Source organism: Halarcobacter mediterraneus (assembly GCF_004116625.1).
GTDB classification, from domain to species: domain Bacteria; phylum Campylobacterota; class Campylobacteria; order Campylobacterales; family Arcobacteraceae; genus Halarcobacter; species Halarcobacter mediterraneus.
The window spans coordinates 114092-129160 of sequence record NZ_NXIE01000003.1 but is presented as its reverse complement, the minus strand read 5'-3'; the positions used below and the strand labels follow the sequence as shown (position 1 = coordinate 129160).

13 protein-coding genes are annotated in these 15069 nt (G+C 25.2%); 6 read left to right on the top strand and 7 right to left on the bottom strand.

Annotated elements, in window-relative coordinates:
* Nucleotides 1-96: 96 nt before the first annotated feature.
* Entirely contained in the window at nt 97-1497 is a 1401-nt protein-coding gene (gene cysS, locus CP965_RS08050) for a cysteine--tRNA ligase (protein ID WP_407646400.1), read from the bottom strand.
* Nucleotides 1497-2657: a transcription termination factor NusA gene (nusA, locus tag CP965_RS08045; protein WP_129061583.1), complete on the bottom strand. Its 1161-nt coding sequence runs from the start codon at nt 2655-2657 to the stop codon at nt 1497-1499. Before nusA ends, cysS begins: the two co-directional genes overlap by 1 nt.
* 150 nt (nt 2658-2807) lie before the next feature.
* Between nusA and CP965_RS08040 the strand changes: the two genes are divergently transcribed.
* The 4 genes from CP965_RS08040 to CP965_RS08025 are packed head-to-tail and all read left to right on the top strand — an operon-like array spanning nt 2808 to nt 6583.
* A complete protein-coding gene (locus tag CP965_RS08040; RefSeq protein ID WP_129061582.1) occupies nt 2808-3050 on the top strand; it encodes an HP0268 family nuclease in 243 nt (80 codons plus the stop codon).
* A 17-nt stretch (nt 3051-3067) separates the two neighbouring features.
* A complete protein-coding gene (gene miaB / locus CP965_RS08035; protein WP_129061581.1) occupies nt 3068-4381 on the top strand; it encodes a tRNA (N6-isopentenyl adenosine(37)-C2)-methylthiotransferase MiaB in 1314 nt (437 codons plus the stop codon).
* Nucleotides 4382-4996, top strand: coding sequence for a lysophospholipid acyltransferase family protein (locus CP965_RS08030; protein WP_129061580.1), 615 nt, complete (start codon nt 4382-4384; stop codon nt 4994-4996).
* 15 nt (nt 4997-5011) lie between these two features.
* Entirely contained in the window at nt 5012-6583 is a 1572-nt protein-coding gene (locus tag CP965_RS08025) for a hypothetical protein (RefSeq protein WP_129061579.1), read from the top strand.
* A 4-nt stretch (nt 6584-6587) separates the two neighbouring features.
* On the opposite strand, the gene CP965_RS08020 is transcribed toward CP965_RS08025, so the two are convergent.
* Genes CP965_RS08020 through CP965_RS08010 form a run of 3 tightly spaced genes read right to left on the bottom strand, consistent with a single transcriptional unit; the run spans nt 6588 to nt 10179 of the window.
* Nucleotides 6588-7691 (bottom strand): hybrid sensor histidine kinase/response regulator, encoded by a 1104-nt coding sequence (locus CP965_RS08020; protein WP_129061578.1) that lies wholly within the window; start codon nt 7689-7691, stop codon nt 6588-6590.
* Nucleotides 7688-9115 carry a sensor histidine kinase gene (locus CP965_RS08015; protein WP_129061577.1) on the bottom strand — a complete coding sequence of 476 codons (1428 nt, stop codon included), beginning with the start codon at nt 9113-9115 and terminating at the stop codon, nt 7688-7690. Before CP965_RS08015 ends, CP965_RS08020 begins: the two co-directional genes overlap by 4 nt.
* Nucleotides 9109-10179, bottom strand: a complete 1071-nt coding sequence (locus CP965_RS08010; protein ID WP_129061576.1) for an FIST signal transduction protein — start codon at nt 10177-10179, stop codon at nt 9109-9111. The genes CP965_RS08015 and CP965_RS08010 overlap by 7 nt, the downstream gene beginning before the upstream one ends.
* A 150-nt stretch (nt 10180-10329) precedes the next feature.
* Between CP965_RS08010 and CP965_RS08005 the strand changes: the two genes are divergently transcribed.
* Together CP965_RS08005 and CP965_RS08000 are read left to right on the top strand one after the other, a co-directional pair.
* The gene (locus CP965_RS08005) at nt 10330-12234 is read left to right on the top strand and encodes a sensor histidine kinase (protein ID WP_164971008.1); all 1905 of its coding nucleotides are present in this window, start codon (nt 10330-10332) and stop codon (nt 12232-12234) included.
* Nucleotides 12234-13514, top strand: a complete 1281-nt coding sequence (locus CP965_RS08000) for a response regulator (protein ID WP_129061574.1) — start codon at nt 12234-12236, stop codon at nt 13512-13514. Before CP965_RS08005 ends, CP965_RS08000 begins: the two co-directional genes overlap by 1 nt.
* Here the strand turns inward: CP965_RS08000 and CP965_RS07995 are convergent.
* Together CP965_RS07995 and CP965_RS07990 are read right to left on the bottom strand one after the other, a co-directional pair.
* On the bottom strand, nt 13511-14200 hold the full coding sequence (locus CP965_RS07995; RefSeq protein ID WP_129061573.1) for a response regulator: 690 nt from the start codon (nt 14198-14200) through the stop codon (nt 13511-13513). The genes CP965_RS08000 and CP965_RS07995 overlap by 4 nt on opposite strands.
* 51 nt (nt 14201-14251) lie before the next feature.
* The gene (locus tag CP965_RS07990; RefSeq protein WP_129061572.1) at nt 14252-15016 is read right to left on the bottom strand and encodes an N-acyl amino acid synthase FeeM domain-containing protein; all 765 of its coding nucleotides are present in this window, start codon (nt 15014-15016) and stop codon (nt 14252-14254) included.
* Nucleotides 15017-15069 lie beyond the last annotated feature (53 nt).

Below are 15069 nucleotides of genomic sequence, written 5' to 3'. Positions count from 1 at the left end.
TGTAGAAGTTATGATATTTTTATGATATTTAAATGTAACATCAAAATAGCAAAAAAGAGTGTTTAGTTTAGTAGCAGTGAAAGAACTATGGGAAAATTATAGTTTTTCCCAAACAGTTCCAGTAGGAGTATCCATAATAGATATCTCTAGTGAAGATAGTTCTTCTCTTATTTTGTCAGCAGTTTCAAAATCTTTGTTTTTCTTTGCTTCACTTCTTTTTAAGATTAATTGTTCAATTTTTTCAATATTCTCTTGAGAAATTCCAAATTGAAAGTATTTGAAGGCATCATTAAAGCCAATTCCTAATACTTCATTTATAAATTCAAAACTTGAAACTAGTTCTTTTTTTATATTTTTGTTTTTTGGTTCTTTATCTAGGATTTCATTTGATAGATTTATATATTCATCTATTACTGAAATAGCTTTAGCAGTATTTAAATCATCATTTAAAGCTTTCATAATATTTTCTTTAAGTTCTTTGTTGACAGCAGATTTTCCTAATCCATAAACTCTTTTTTTTACTCTATAAAATTTATCAAGTCTTTTTTTAGATGCAATTAAATCTTCTTCATTAAAATTAAAATTTGTTCTATATTGAGCTGTTAAAAGATAAAATCTTATAACTTCTCCTGAGTATGATTTTAGAATATCTTTTAAGAAAAATGAATTTCCTAAAGATTTACTCATTTTTTCTCCATTAATTGTTACAAAACCATTGTGCATCCAGTATTTAGCTAAATGAACTTTTGATGAACATCTTGTCTGTGCAGCTTCATTTTCATGGTGAGGGAATAGAAGGTCAGCTCCTCCACCATGAATATCAATTTGATACTCTTCATTTTTGTATGCAAGATGTTTATTAATCATAGCAGAACACTCAATATGCCATCCTGGTCTTCCTTTCCCAAAAGAAGCTTCAAAACTTACATCATTTTCTTTTTCAAATTTCCAAAGGGCAAAATCACTTGAATTTCTTTTTTCACTGTTTGCCTCAACTCTTGCTTGTGAATTTTCATCACTTGCTCTTTTTGAAAGACTTCCATATTCTTTATCTTTTGAGACATCAAAATAAATACCGTCACTTGTAGCATAGGCAATATCTTTAGCAATTAAATTTTCAATCATTTCAATCATCACATCAAGATTTTGTGTTGCTTTTGGTTCTAAAGTATTATCTAAAATATTTAAAGTTTGCATATCGTTTTTATATGCATTTATATAGTGATTTGTAATTTCTTCCAATGATTGATTTGTATCATTCATTTTTTTGATGATTTTATCATCAATATCTGTGAAGTTTTTAGTCATAGTAACATTATAATTATTTGCTTTAAGTGTTCTATGTAAAATATCAAAAGCAATTGCAGATCTTGCATGACCTAAGTGCGAATCATCATACACTGTAGGTCCACAAACATAAACTTTTACGTCGTTGTTTTTTATAGGTTTAAATTCTACTTTTTCTTTTTTTACAGAATCATATATAAAAAGTCCCATTATTTAAATAAGGCCTCTAGTCCTGCTGTATCAGTTGTTTTTTCAGCTTCTTGTTGATTTGATTCTGATGAACTTGTACCTTCTATTTCTTGTAATTCAATTTCATATCTTGTAAGCATAGAAGCAAGTCTGATATTTAATCCAGCTTTTCCAATTGCTTTTGATTTTTGATCACTAGGAATAGTAACGATTGCTTTACCTTTATCATTCCCCTCTGCAGGTTTTTCAATTTTTACACTTTGAATAATAGCAGGAGATAATGCTCTTGAAATAAACATTTCAGGAATAGCTGAGTATTCTACACAATCAATGTTTTCACCATGTAATTGTTTTGATACAGCTGAAATTCTTACTCCTTTTACTCCTACAATTGCTCCAATTGGATCAACAGAAGCATCACTTGTTGAAAGGGCAATTTTAGCTCTACTCCCAGGTATTCTAGCACTTGCTTCAACAGAAATAACTTCGTCTTTTAATTCAGGTACTTCTAGTCTTAAAAGAGATTCTAAGAATTTTGGACTTGTTCTTGATATTTCAATTATTAAACCATTTGTTTTATCAATATTAACACTTTTTACAACAGCTTTTACAGTGTCTCCTACTTTAAAAGACTCCCCTTTAATTCTGCTTTTTCTAGGTAACATTCCTTTTACTTCACCTATTTCTACAAAAGTATTTTCTTGTCTATCAATTCTTGTTACAGTACTTGTAATAGTTTTTCCAACTTTATTTTTATATTTGCTAACAAGATTTTCTTCTAAGTGTCTTTGAATTCTATATTCAAAGTTATTATGTAGAATAGTTGCAGCGTTTCTACCCATATTTTCAAATTCTAAATCATAGTCAACAGTATCACCTACTTCAAGGTCTGGATCAATCTCTTTTGCTTCAGAAAGTTCAATAAAGTTTTCAGGATTAATATTATTACCTTCTTCATCTAAGCCTAAACTTCTACTATCTCCATCAGGTACAACTTCAACCTTTTGTGAAAGCTCTAATTTTTTATTTGTTCTATCAATATTAGCATCAAAAACTAATGTCTCATCTACCATTTTTTGGGCTGTTTTTATTAATGCTTCCTTCAAAGCATTTTCTACCTCTTCTATTTTTAAGCCTTTTTCATAGGCAATAGAGTCTAATATATCTATTATTTTATCCATCGTTACCTTCTTTATTTTTGACATTGAAATGTGATGTTCTTGATTTTCAATGTAGAGTAGAACAATATTATAACATAAACATCTTTTATACAAGTTAAAGCAATTTTAAGATAAACTATTTAGCTAATTAAAAATAAAAAGGTTATATAAATGGAACTACTATATGCAAGAAATGAACTTACAGAGAAGCCAAAAAAAGTTCAACTTGACAAGATTAAAGAAGAGTTAGAAAAAAGTGGTGAAAAAATATTCTATTTTGATAGAGATAACTCTCATAAGGATATGATGTCTTTAGTAGATGCTTTAGAGGATGTGGGGTTCAATGTTTATTTCAGAGAAGTAAAGTATGGATTGGCTGATGATGAATACATGTATGAGGTACATGCTTTATAAAAAAGTGAATAAAATAGATGAGTAAACAAGAAAAAAAACTATTTATACAAACCCTTGGCTGTCAAATGAATGACACTGACAGTCAACATATTATTTCTGAATTAAAAGAACATAAAAATTATACTACAACTGATCAAATGGAAGATGCTGATTTGATTATTATTAATACCTGTTCTGTAAGAGAAAAGCCTGTTCAAAAACTATTTTCAGAAATAGGGCAGTTTAATATAAAAAAGAAAAAAGATGCAAAAATCGGTGTATGTGGTTGTACTGCAAGTCACTTAGGAGAAGATATTATAAAAAGAGCTCCTTATGTAGACTTTGTCTTAGGAGCAAGAAATATCTCAAAAATTAAAGATGTTGTAGATAAAAAAGGTTCTGTTGAAATTGATATAGACTATGATGATTCAACATATCAATTTGCTTCTTCTTCACACTCTTTATATAAAACATCTGTAAATATTTCAATAGGATGTGATAAAGAGTGTACTTATTGTATTGTTCCAGCAACTAGAGGGGATGAAATCTCTATTCCTCCAGAAATGATTGTTTCACAAATTGAAAAAGATGTAGCTAATGGTGCTAAAGAAGTAACCTTACTAGGACAAAATGTAAACTCTTATGGTAGAAGGTTCTCTGATAAAAGAGAGAGAACAAGTTTCACTAAACTTCTACAAGAAGTATCTAAAGTAGATGGATTAGAAAGAATTAGATTTACTTCTCCTCATCCATTGCATATGAATGATGAATTTATTGAAGAGTTTGCAAGAAACCCTAAAATATCTAAGTGTATTCATATGCCTTTACAAAGTGGTTCTACAAAAGTTTTAAAAGCGATGAAAAGAGGATACACAAAAGAGTGGTTTTTAAATAGAGCAAAAAAAATAAGAGATATGGTTCCTGGTGTAAGAATTACAACAGATATAATTGTGGCTTTCCCTGGGGAAACTCAAGAGGATTTTGAAGATACAATTGATGTAATAAAACAAGTTAAATTTGACCAAATATTTAATTTTAAATATTCTCCAAGACCAAATACAAAAGCTTTAGAATTCAAAGACCTAGAAATTGCAGATGATATTGGAAGTGCAAGACTTACAGAAGTTATTGAGTTACATAAACTTCATCAAAGTGAATTAATGAGTGAAAATATTGGAAAGACTGTTAAGGTTTTATTTGAATCACTTAAACCTAATGGTGAGATTGCAGGTTTTACAGATAATTACTGTCAAGTATTTATAAAAGGTAGTGATGAACTTTTAGGGCAGATTGTTGATGTTAAAATTATTGATGCAACAAGAACTGCATTAAAAGGTGAGTTGGTAAAATAAATGAAACTATTTTTGATTACAAAAGTTGTTCCTTTTCTTTTACAACTTTTTGTAAGATTTATATATTTTACAAGTAAAAAAGAGTTTCATCATCCAAAAATAAATGATAAAGAGTCTTTTATTGTGGCTTTTTGGCATGGTGAGCTTTTAATGCAACCTTTTAATTATCAAAAATTAAAACCATCTGGTAGAGTTAGTGCTATGATTAGTGAGCACAAAGATGGAGAAGCTATAACAAAAACTGTAGAGTATTTAGGAATAGGCTCGATTAGGGGCTCAAGTACCAGAGGTGGTGCAAAAGCTTTAATTGGAGCACTTAAAGAATTGAAAAATAATAATGATATTGCAATTACTCCAGACGGGCCAAAAGGTCCTAGGCATTCAGTTGCAGATGGAATAGTAGCAATATCAAAGAAGAGTAATGCTAGAATTTTGATATTTAATTGTAAAGCAAATAAATATTGGCAGTTTAATTCTTGGGATAAGTTTATAGTCCCTAAGCCTTTTGGTAAATTAGAATTTTTTATTCAAGAACCTTTAGATATTAGTAGTTTAGATGTTCAAGAGGCAAAAGAGTTAATAAGAGAAAAAATGTTAGTTAATGCTATGAAATAAGAGGTTTTGCTCAAAATGTTTTCAAAAGAATCATTATATATAAATGCAATAAAATTTAGTAACCAATTAAAAGTTAACTATAAAAAGTTAAATAATGATGAAATTATTGAAACTAATAGCTCTACATTTATTGCAACTGATGATATCTTAGGAAGAGATATTGCTACAAAATTAAATAACCATGCCTCGGAAATAAATAATACTTATATCTCTACTCTTTTAATTGCAGATGATACAATATTATTGAGAAAAAAAGAAGTTAAATTAAGAGATTATGTAGTAACTTCTTTAAACAATGATTATAATATAGCTGTTTCAAAAAATACTTTGTTTGAAACACGAAATTATTTTGAAAAGTGTGGTATTGACTATATTTTTTCAGCTTATCATATTTTAAATTTACATATAGAACAAAACCCTTGTAATAATAATTTAGTTGTCTTACTTTTTAACAATCAAGCTTTTTGTATAGTTGTGAATGATTCAGGGCAGATAATTTATAATAAAAGATTTACTTTAACTGCTTTTGAGGATATTAAACAAAGTAAATTTTATGAAAATGAGGTTCTTGGGCAAAAACTTTATGATGAGGTTTATGCTTTAGAATTAGAAGAGCTTGTAAAAAATATAATTGAAGAATTTTATAAACAGGGAAAAAATATTTTTATAGAAAAAGTTTCTTTGCTTTATAATATAAGATATTTAACTGAAGCACAAATATCACAAATGAGTAGTGATCTGATGATTGATTTAACTTATCATCCTATTTCAGTAGATGAAGAGTTATATGAATTATCTAAAAGTACTCATAGTAATAAAAGTTTTATAAGACCTAGACCTAAACCTACAAATACCTTTAGAAATATGCTAATAACTTTAGTTATATTTCTTTTTTTATTTACAGTAAGTCTTTTTATTTTACCATATAATAAATGGTTAGGAATTGAGAAAAAAATAGAGAAAGTTGAAGAAAAAAAAGTAGAAAAGATAAAAGAAATAATTCTTCCCAATCATATAAAAAGTAATTCTATTATTGAATTTAAAGCTTTGGAAGCATTAGAAACTATCCCTTATGATGTTGTATTAAGAGAATTTATTTTAGATAGAAATAATATTATATTAGATGTGGATATGCTTAAAAAAGATACTTTTATTAAGGTTATTAAACCTGAATTAAAAAAATCTTATGAAAATGTTGATATTAAATTCAAAGAAGAAAATATTATTTTAAAAGCATTGATAAAAGCAAATAAATATCATAAGGAAATGAAAGGTAATACTTTTAAAAACTATAAAGATGTATATATCTCTAATGAATTTATGCCAATTATAGCAGTAACCGAACAATTAAAGATTTTATTTCCTACTAATACTATTATAAATTTTAAATCAAGTTCTAAAGATAAGTTTAATACTTTTAACTACCTTATTAACTTAGTTGTTAAGTCTCCTTTAGAGTTTTTCAAACTTATTGATACTTTAAATAATGAATTGTATTCTATAAATATAACATATCCAGTTAATTTCATAAAAACTGAAGCTGGTATTGAAATAGAGTTTACATTACAATTTAACCAACCAATATAGTTGATTAAAATTGTATTACAAATTTAACACCCTCTTTAGAGTTTTCTAGTTTTAAATTACCATTAAAGCTATTTTTTATAACAATTTTTACCATGTACAAGCCAATTCCTGTTCCTTCTGCTTTTGTTGTATAGTAAGGGTCAAATATTTTTTCAAGATTATTTTCTTCTATTCCTCCCGCATTATCTGTAATAATCAAATAATTTTTGTTGTCTTTACTATAAGTAATTAGTTCAATCTTTCTATTTTCTATTTCTCTTTCATTAAAAGCTTGAATAGAGTTTGTAATAAGATTTATAAGTACTTGAGACAACTCCATTTCTACTCCTTTTAAGGAGAAATTAGATTCTATTTGCATCTCAAAATCAACATTATTTTTGCCAATTTGTGATTTTAATAATTCATAGGTAGCTTCTATAACTTTTTTTATTTCAAATGAGTGTTTATCTTTATCTGGATTAAAAAAACTTAAAAAACCATCAATAGTATCTCTCATATAGTGTATCTGTTTCTTTGTATTTTCTGAAAAATCTTCTATTATTTCATCATCAATTTCACCATGTTCATATGAAAACTTTATATCATCACAATATAGTGATAAAACGTTTAATGGTTGTTTTAATTGATGTGATATAACTCCTATCATTTCTCCAATACTGGCCATTTTTGTATTATGTACAACTAATTTATTTGCTTGGTCAAGAGAACTTCTTATTTCTTTATTTTTATTAAATAGTTCAATATATGCCTTTAGTTTAGAAGTTAATAATACATCATCAATTGGTTTTGAAATATATTCTATTGCACCTAAATCATAACCTTTTTTTTGATATGAATCTTTATCATAAATTCCTGTAATAAAAATGATTGGTATATCTTTTAATTTATCAATACCTTTAATATATTCAGCAAATTGAAAACCATCTACATCAGGCATTTGTATATCACATAGTATTAAGTCAACAGGATTCTTCATTAAGATACTTACTGCATCATTTGCATTTAAAGCAGAATATATATTCACATTAAATTCTTCTATTAAAAGTTCAAGAGAATAGATATTTTCTTGAACATCATCTATAATTAATACTGAAAATTTATCTTTCATAATATATCCTTTTTTAATTCATTTATAGTTTCTGTAATACTTTTGTCTCTGTCAATCAAAAATAATTTTTTATTGAAGTTATCATTTAAAGTATTAAAAATTGTATGGTCGATACTACTTTTATCAACAATAATTTTTTCAAAATTTTCTATATCTATATCATTTAGTTGATCTAATTGATTAATTTGCTTTACATTAAAAAACTTGTTTAAATGCATAACATAAGAAAAAAAAGTTATGGCATTGGAGTTGAAAACTAAGATATCTTTTTTTGATTCTTGAACTTCTTCTTTTTTATAGTTTCTCATTACATCAAGTTCATCTAAATGTTTTAATTCATTAAGATTTTTTGGAATAGTTACATAAAAAGTTGAACCAATGTTTTCCTTACTTTTTACAAATATTGAACCATTCAAAAGTTTTAATAATTCTTTAGATATTGATAATCCTAAGCCTGTTCCGCCATATTTTCTTGTAGTAGTACTATCTGCTTGTTTAAATCTATCAAAAATATGTTCTAATTTTTCTTGTGCAATTCCTACACCATTATCTTCTACACTAATCATTATATTGCTATCTTCATCTTTTACGCTAAGTTTTATATAGCCTTTATTTACAAATTTTATTGCATTACTTAGAAGGTTTTTAACTATTTGTTTTATTTTATTATTATCGCTGTAAATTTCTTTGATATTTTCATCAAAGTTAAAGATAAAATCTATACCTTTTTCTTCTAATTGAGGTAAAAAAATATTTTGAATTTCTTCTAAAGACTCTTTTAGGTTTACTTTTTCATAGTGAACTGTAGTTCTTCCTGATTCTAACCGAGATATATCTAAAATATCATTTATAAGATTTAATAAATAGTTCCCACTACTATTTATGATTTCAATATTTTTTAGATTTCTTTCATTTAGAGAATTATCTTTATTCTTTTTCATAACAGATGAAATCAAATTTATAGAGTTTAGAGGAGTTTTTAATTCATGACTTATGTTCGCTAGAAAATCATCTTTTGCCTGATTTAATTCTTTTAGTTTTTGTACATTCATACATGAATCTATACTAATATTTAATTTTTTTATTAAGCTTTCAAACATTGAAATAAAAAAGCCATAATCAGTTTCGAGATTTTTAGAAATAAGAAAAATTGAACCATATTCTAGTCTTATGATAATAACTACTTTTTCTTCTTCTTCAATAAAATTAATTTCTTTTTTATATTCATCATAATCCTCAGCACAGAATTTATCAATTTTACCAAAATAACTAAATTCTTTATTCTTAATACAATAAGAGCCATACGTACAATAGCTTTCTGAAACAAAAACTTTTAAAACTTCATACATCATTTTTTTTAAATCAAATGAATTACCAATAGCACTATAACATTTAAAAGCAATCGCTAAATTTTGAACTAACATAATACACCTACTACACAAGTTTTATTATAAAGATTTATATATTCATTACCATTATTTGCAATTTCCCCAAGACTTAATGCTCCAAAAATGAGTTTGTCATTACTTTGTTTTTTTATATGGTTAAGTTCTTCAACAAAATCTTTTCCTAAATAAGTTGATCTTGAAATGCAATCAAAAATTGCAATAGCCTGAATATCATCTTTTTGTATATTTTTACAAGCTTTATTAACAATATTTTTTGAAGCATTTAAGAGATACTCTTTATTTCCTTTTAAAATATTTATTGTAGAGTTTTGTTCTATATCACCAATTAAAATTATATTTTCATCTTCATCTAGAAATATAGGATCTCTTACTATTATTTCTTCATCAAATTTAATAATTCCTAGGGGATAAGATTTACAAACATCAAGAAAATTATCTTTAGTGATTTTTATTTTACAATCTTTTTCTATAACTTCTTTATATGCTTTAAAAGCTTTTGAGAAATTTAAAGATTTAAGGCAGTTTTTATCACAGGAAGAAACTAAAAAAGGTCCCTCTAAATATTGCCAACCATTTTCTACTGCAATATTAAGTTTTAAATTCATTGATATAACTAAGGCTGAATCTTGATAAATACCAGAGTTTGAAAAGATTATAGGCTCTTGTTTTAAGGTAGATTTCCCTGCTCCTCCTCCTACAATTTTACTGTTTAAAGGTAAAACTTGAAAAGTTGACTCAAGAAACTTTGTAATATAACTACTTAGACCATCAACTATTATTATAAAAGAAGAGTGTTTATGAAAGTTTTCTTTTTTTAAATAATCAATATTATTCATATCTTCAATTAAATTCATTTGACTATTTAGGTTTAGGGTATAAATAACTAAACCTTCTTTTAGATGTTTGTTATCAAATATTATTTCAGGGACAATAGCCCCTACAAATTCAATATTTAAACTATTTAATTGTTCTAAATCAAATATTGTGTTTTCAGCTACTAGAATAAGGTATTTATTACTAAATTCAAGTTTTGAATTTAATAAATGAATCATATTTTCAAAATATTGTACTTTCTTCATAATAAAACTCTTTTTTTTATATTTAATTATAATAACATATAGTATTGTAAAAATATCAAAAAATTTTATTTATTAATACTTTTATAGTATTATTTGTTACTATAATTTCATTTAGGAGGGTAGAATAATTAATTTATTCTATTATATATGATGATAAGTTTAATTGAAAAATTCAAAAATAGTATAGGTTATATATTATTTAAAAAAGTTTATTTAACATATTTTGTTTTTATGTTTTTATTTGTATCTTTTCAAATTTTTACAGAATATAGAAATGAAAAAAAACAAATAACAAAAATATTTCAAAAGATAGAAAATGTATATAAAAATATATTAATAGAGAATGTAAAGCAAAGAAATATTAATGCTTTAATAAATCTTGCTAATGCAATTGAATCTACTACAGACATTACAGGGATATCAATTATAAATGAAAAAAGGAGTTTTATTTTTTTAGATGGAGTAGTTAGTGAAGATATAAAGAATCTTGAGCCAATTATCCGTTTAGAAGGTTTAACCTATGCCTATTCAAATAATTTATTAACCCATACAATAGAGTTTAAATTAAAAGAACAAAACTACTATATCTTTCTGTTTATAGATTTAAATGAAGTATATATTAATTTAGAAGAATCAATTTTTCTAATTTTACTAAATATCATAGCAAGTATGATTTTATTAGGTGTATTATTTTTTATTTTCTCTTCAAAACATTTAATTAGACCCTTAAATACAATTATTGCTGCAACTAAAAAGTTTGATGTTGTTGAGCATGAAACAATAGAGATTGATCTTAAAGAAATAGAAAAGAATGAACTTCATAAGCTTGCAGGTACATTTAATAAAATGTCAAAAAGGATTAATGAAGCATATATTAATATGCAACAGTTAACAATGATTAGAGAAATACAAAAAAATAAATTAGAACAACAGAAAAAAGAGTTGCAAGATGCAAACAAAGCAAAAGATGACTTTATGGCAAATATGAGTCATGAATTGAAAACACCTTTAAACTCAATTAATGTAATCAGTAATGTAATGATGAAAAATAGAAGAGGTGTTTTTGATGAAAAAGAAATTAAAAATTTTGAAATAATTAATAAATGTGGAAAAGACTTGTTATTTTTAATAAATGATGTTTTAGATTTATCAAAACTAGAAGCTGGGGAAATTATTTTAAATAATGATAGAGTAGATATTAAAGATATAGGAGATAGTATTTATGATATGTTCATCGAACAAATGAATGAAAAGAATCTTGATTTTATATATGAGGTTGATGAGTCTATAGGCTATATTTTTAGTGACAAGGATAGAATTAAACAAATAGCAAAAAATTTATTGAGTAACTCTTTAAAGTTTACAGAAAAAGGGAAAATCAAATTTATTATAAGAAATGATGATGAAAATATAAAAATGATAATTGAAGACCAAGGAATTGGTATTGCAAAAGAGAAATTATCTCATATTTTTGATAGGTTTAAACAAGTAGATGGTAGCACAACTAGAAAATATGGTGGAACAGGATTAGGGTTAGCTATATGTAAAGATTTAAGTAAGTTATTAAAAGGAGATATCTCTGTAACAAGTGAAGAAAATGTAGGTTCTAGATTTATTGTTACTATCTCTAAAAATAAAGAACTTCTAAAAGGACTTGATACTTTAGAATTAAAAGCAGATTCAAAAGATAAAAAAGAAGATATAGAAGAAGTATTAATGGAAAATCAAATAGAAATATTAGATGAAGAAAAAAAAGAGATTTATATTTTAAATAATGACCCTATTTTATTTTTTAATTTAATAATACAATTAAATAAAAAATATTTAGTAAAGCAGGTATCAAGTTTTGAAGAGTTTAAAAAGTTTAAAGATAAAGAAAGTAAGATTTTAATTGATATTTCAAAACTAAATGAAGAAGAAAAAGAGTTTTTAGTTGATGAGTTCAAAGGAGAACTTATTGTTATTTATGAAAATAACTTAGAAAATGATATTAAAGAAAAAGCTATCAAAACTTATGAAAAAACATTAATTAAAGATGGATTGAAGGATATCTAATGGAAAGTACAATTAATATAAAAAATTTAAAAGTCTTATATGTCGAAGATGAAGAGTTAGCTAGGGAAAAGTTAGGTAAGTTTTTAAAAAGAAGATTTACTGATGTTCAGTTATGTGCAAATGGTTTGGATGGTTTTTTTGCTTTTCAAGATGCATTTAATAAGAATGAAAAATTTGACTTGATTATCAGTGATATTAATATGCCTAAAATGGATGGCTTAGAAATGCTTGAAAAAATAAAAGAAATTGATAGTAAAGTTCCAACAATGCTTATTACGGCAAGAACAGAGACTGAACAAATGTTAAAAGCAATTTCTTTGCATATAGATAGTTATATTTTAAAACCAATTGATTTGAATATAATAAATGGAAAACTTGATAGGATTTGCACAGATATTTTCTATCAAAAAAATTATGAAGTACAGAAAAAAGAACTTCAAACCTATTTAGATATCTTAAATCAAGAAGCAATAGTTTCAAAAACAGATTTAAGTGGTAAAATAACTTATGTAAATGATGGCTTTTGTGAGATTACAGGTTTTACAGAAGATGAACTAATTGGAAAATCACATAAAGTAATAAGACATCCAGAGGTTTCAAAAGATTTTTTCAAAAATCTATGGGAAACTATTCAAAGTGGTAAAGTGTGGAGTGGTACTTTTAAGAATTTAGCAAAAGATGGCTCTACTTTTTTTGTAAATACAAAAATAATACCTATTTTTGATAGTTCAAATAAAAAAATAGAACAATATATAGCTATAAGATTTCTTGTGACTGAAGAGGAACTAAAAAAAAGAGAAAACTTTAAAAGATTTTTAGAACAAATAACAGAATATAAAAAGAAAATTGGAACTTTATCTAAAGAAAAAGAAGAATTGTTTCAAAGACTACAAGAGTCTTCAAACACTATTAAATCTCTTGATTCTCGAGCACAACAAATAGAAATGAAAAGAAAACAATTATTAAGCCAATTAGAAGCCTATGAACGTAACAATTTAGAATTTGATAAACTAAATTTAATGACTAGACAAGATAAAACAAAGCAATTTGAGCAAATGTATGAAGCTTTAAATGCTTTAAAAAGTGTTAATAGAAAACATGAAAAACATATTAAGGATATGGAAGTAATGTTGGCAGAAAAAACTGAAGAGTTAGATTCTTTTATTAAAAAAGATCTTGAAAATAAAAAAAGAATAAATGATTTAAGAGATTTAGTTACTAATTTTCAAGAAGAAATTGAAGAGTTAAAAAAACAACATCATAAACGAAGTTTATTTTAACCTTTTATATAAATTCTACAACCTACATTTGGGATTGTTTCAATTAAATCGTAGTGCAGTTTTGACCTTAATCTATAAATAAGGGTTCTTAATGTACTACTTGAAACAATATGTGTATTCCAAATCTTATATTCAATCTTTTCAAAAGATACAATTTTCCCTTTTTCTTCAATAAGAATTCTTAAAAGTTTTCTTTCTTTTAATCCAAGTTTTATATATAATTCTTTGTAGTATAATTTATCTAGTTCTTCATCATAAAAATATTGATATCCCAAATTTAAAAGTTTCTTATCTATTTTTGTTTTATCACTATTTTTTGATTTGTATAGTCCTAATAAAATATTTGATTTTAATTCTTCTCTTTTAAATGGTTTTATCAAATAGCTAATAGGGTTGGTTCTAATTGCACGATTTATTGTTTCCTCATCGGAATATGCTGTTGTAAAGATTATTGGTATAGTGTAACTATTTTGAATCTCTTTAGCTATATCTATACCATCTTTATCTCCTCCTAAATTTATATCCATTAAAATTAAATTTGGAGAATTCTTTTTTACACTTTCTAGTGCACTTTCATAATCTGTAGCAATATCTGTTACTTCATAATCAAAACTTTCTAATGCTTTTTGAATTTCTAAAGCTACTATTGTTTCATCTTCTACTATTAATATTTTATTTTTACTCATATTCAATCTTAATTATTTTTAAAATGATAACATTTTTATGTCACAGGTATGTCACATATTTTCTTTCAAAAAAACCTTTTTAAAAAATTTTGATGCAAGTCTTGGATTATATGAGATTATTAAAAAAGGAATATTAACATTACCATATGCTGATAATTCTTTTTCAACATTTACTCCTCCAAGCTTTTGAAATAGTTTTAAATGGTCTTTTCTTATACCTGATAAAGCAATATCTACATCATTATTGATAAAAACATTATAGATACCATTCATTAGATATTTAAACTCTTGATTTAATCCTTGATTTCTTGTTTTTACAATATTCCTTGAGATTTCTCCTATTTTTTTATAAGTGTTTCTAAATTCGTCAAAATTTACTTTTTCTTCTGTTGGAAGTTTGTTATTTGAATCAAATATAAATCTGATTGTTCCTGAAATTTGATTGTTTGTTGTACAATATATTATTGCTGAGCTTTTATCAAAAAGGTCAAAGTTTAAGCCTTTTATTTTATCAGGACACTCTTTATCATAAGAAATTTCATGATAAACATCACTTCTTAATTTAAAAACCTCAATTAATTCTTCTGTATTTTTAATTAAATTTATATTAGAGTATTTATCTTCCCATTTGAGTTTCTTATTAAAGTTTATGGTCTCTTCAATAATTTCCTCAAGAAAAATTCTTTTTTTAAATATTTCTAAGGCTTCTTTTTGTTGTTCATTAAATTGTTCAGGAAGATAATTTGATTTTGAAATAGTTTGATTTACAAAATCTTGTAAATAGTTTATTGAAATGTTTTTATTTAAGTAACTCATGTTTGTCCTTTTTTAGACAAACTATATATGTTCTATGTCACATGTAGTGTTAC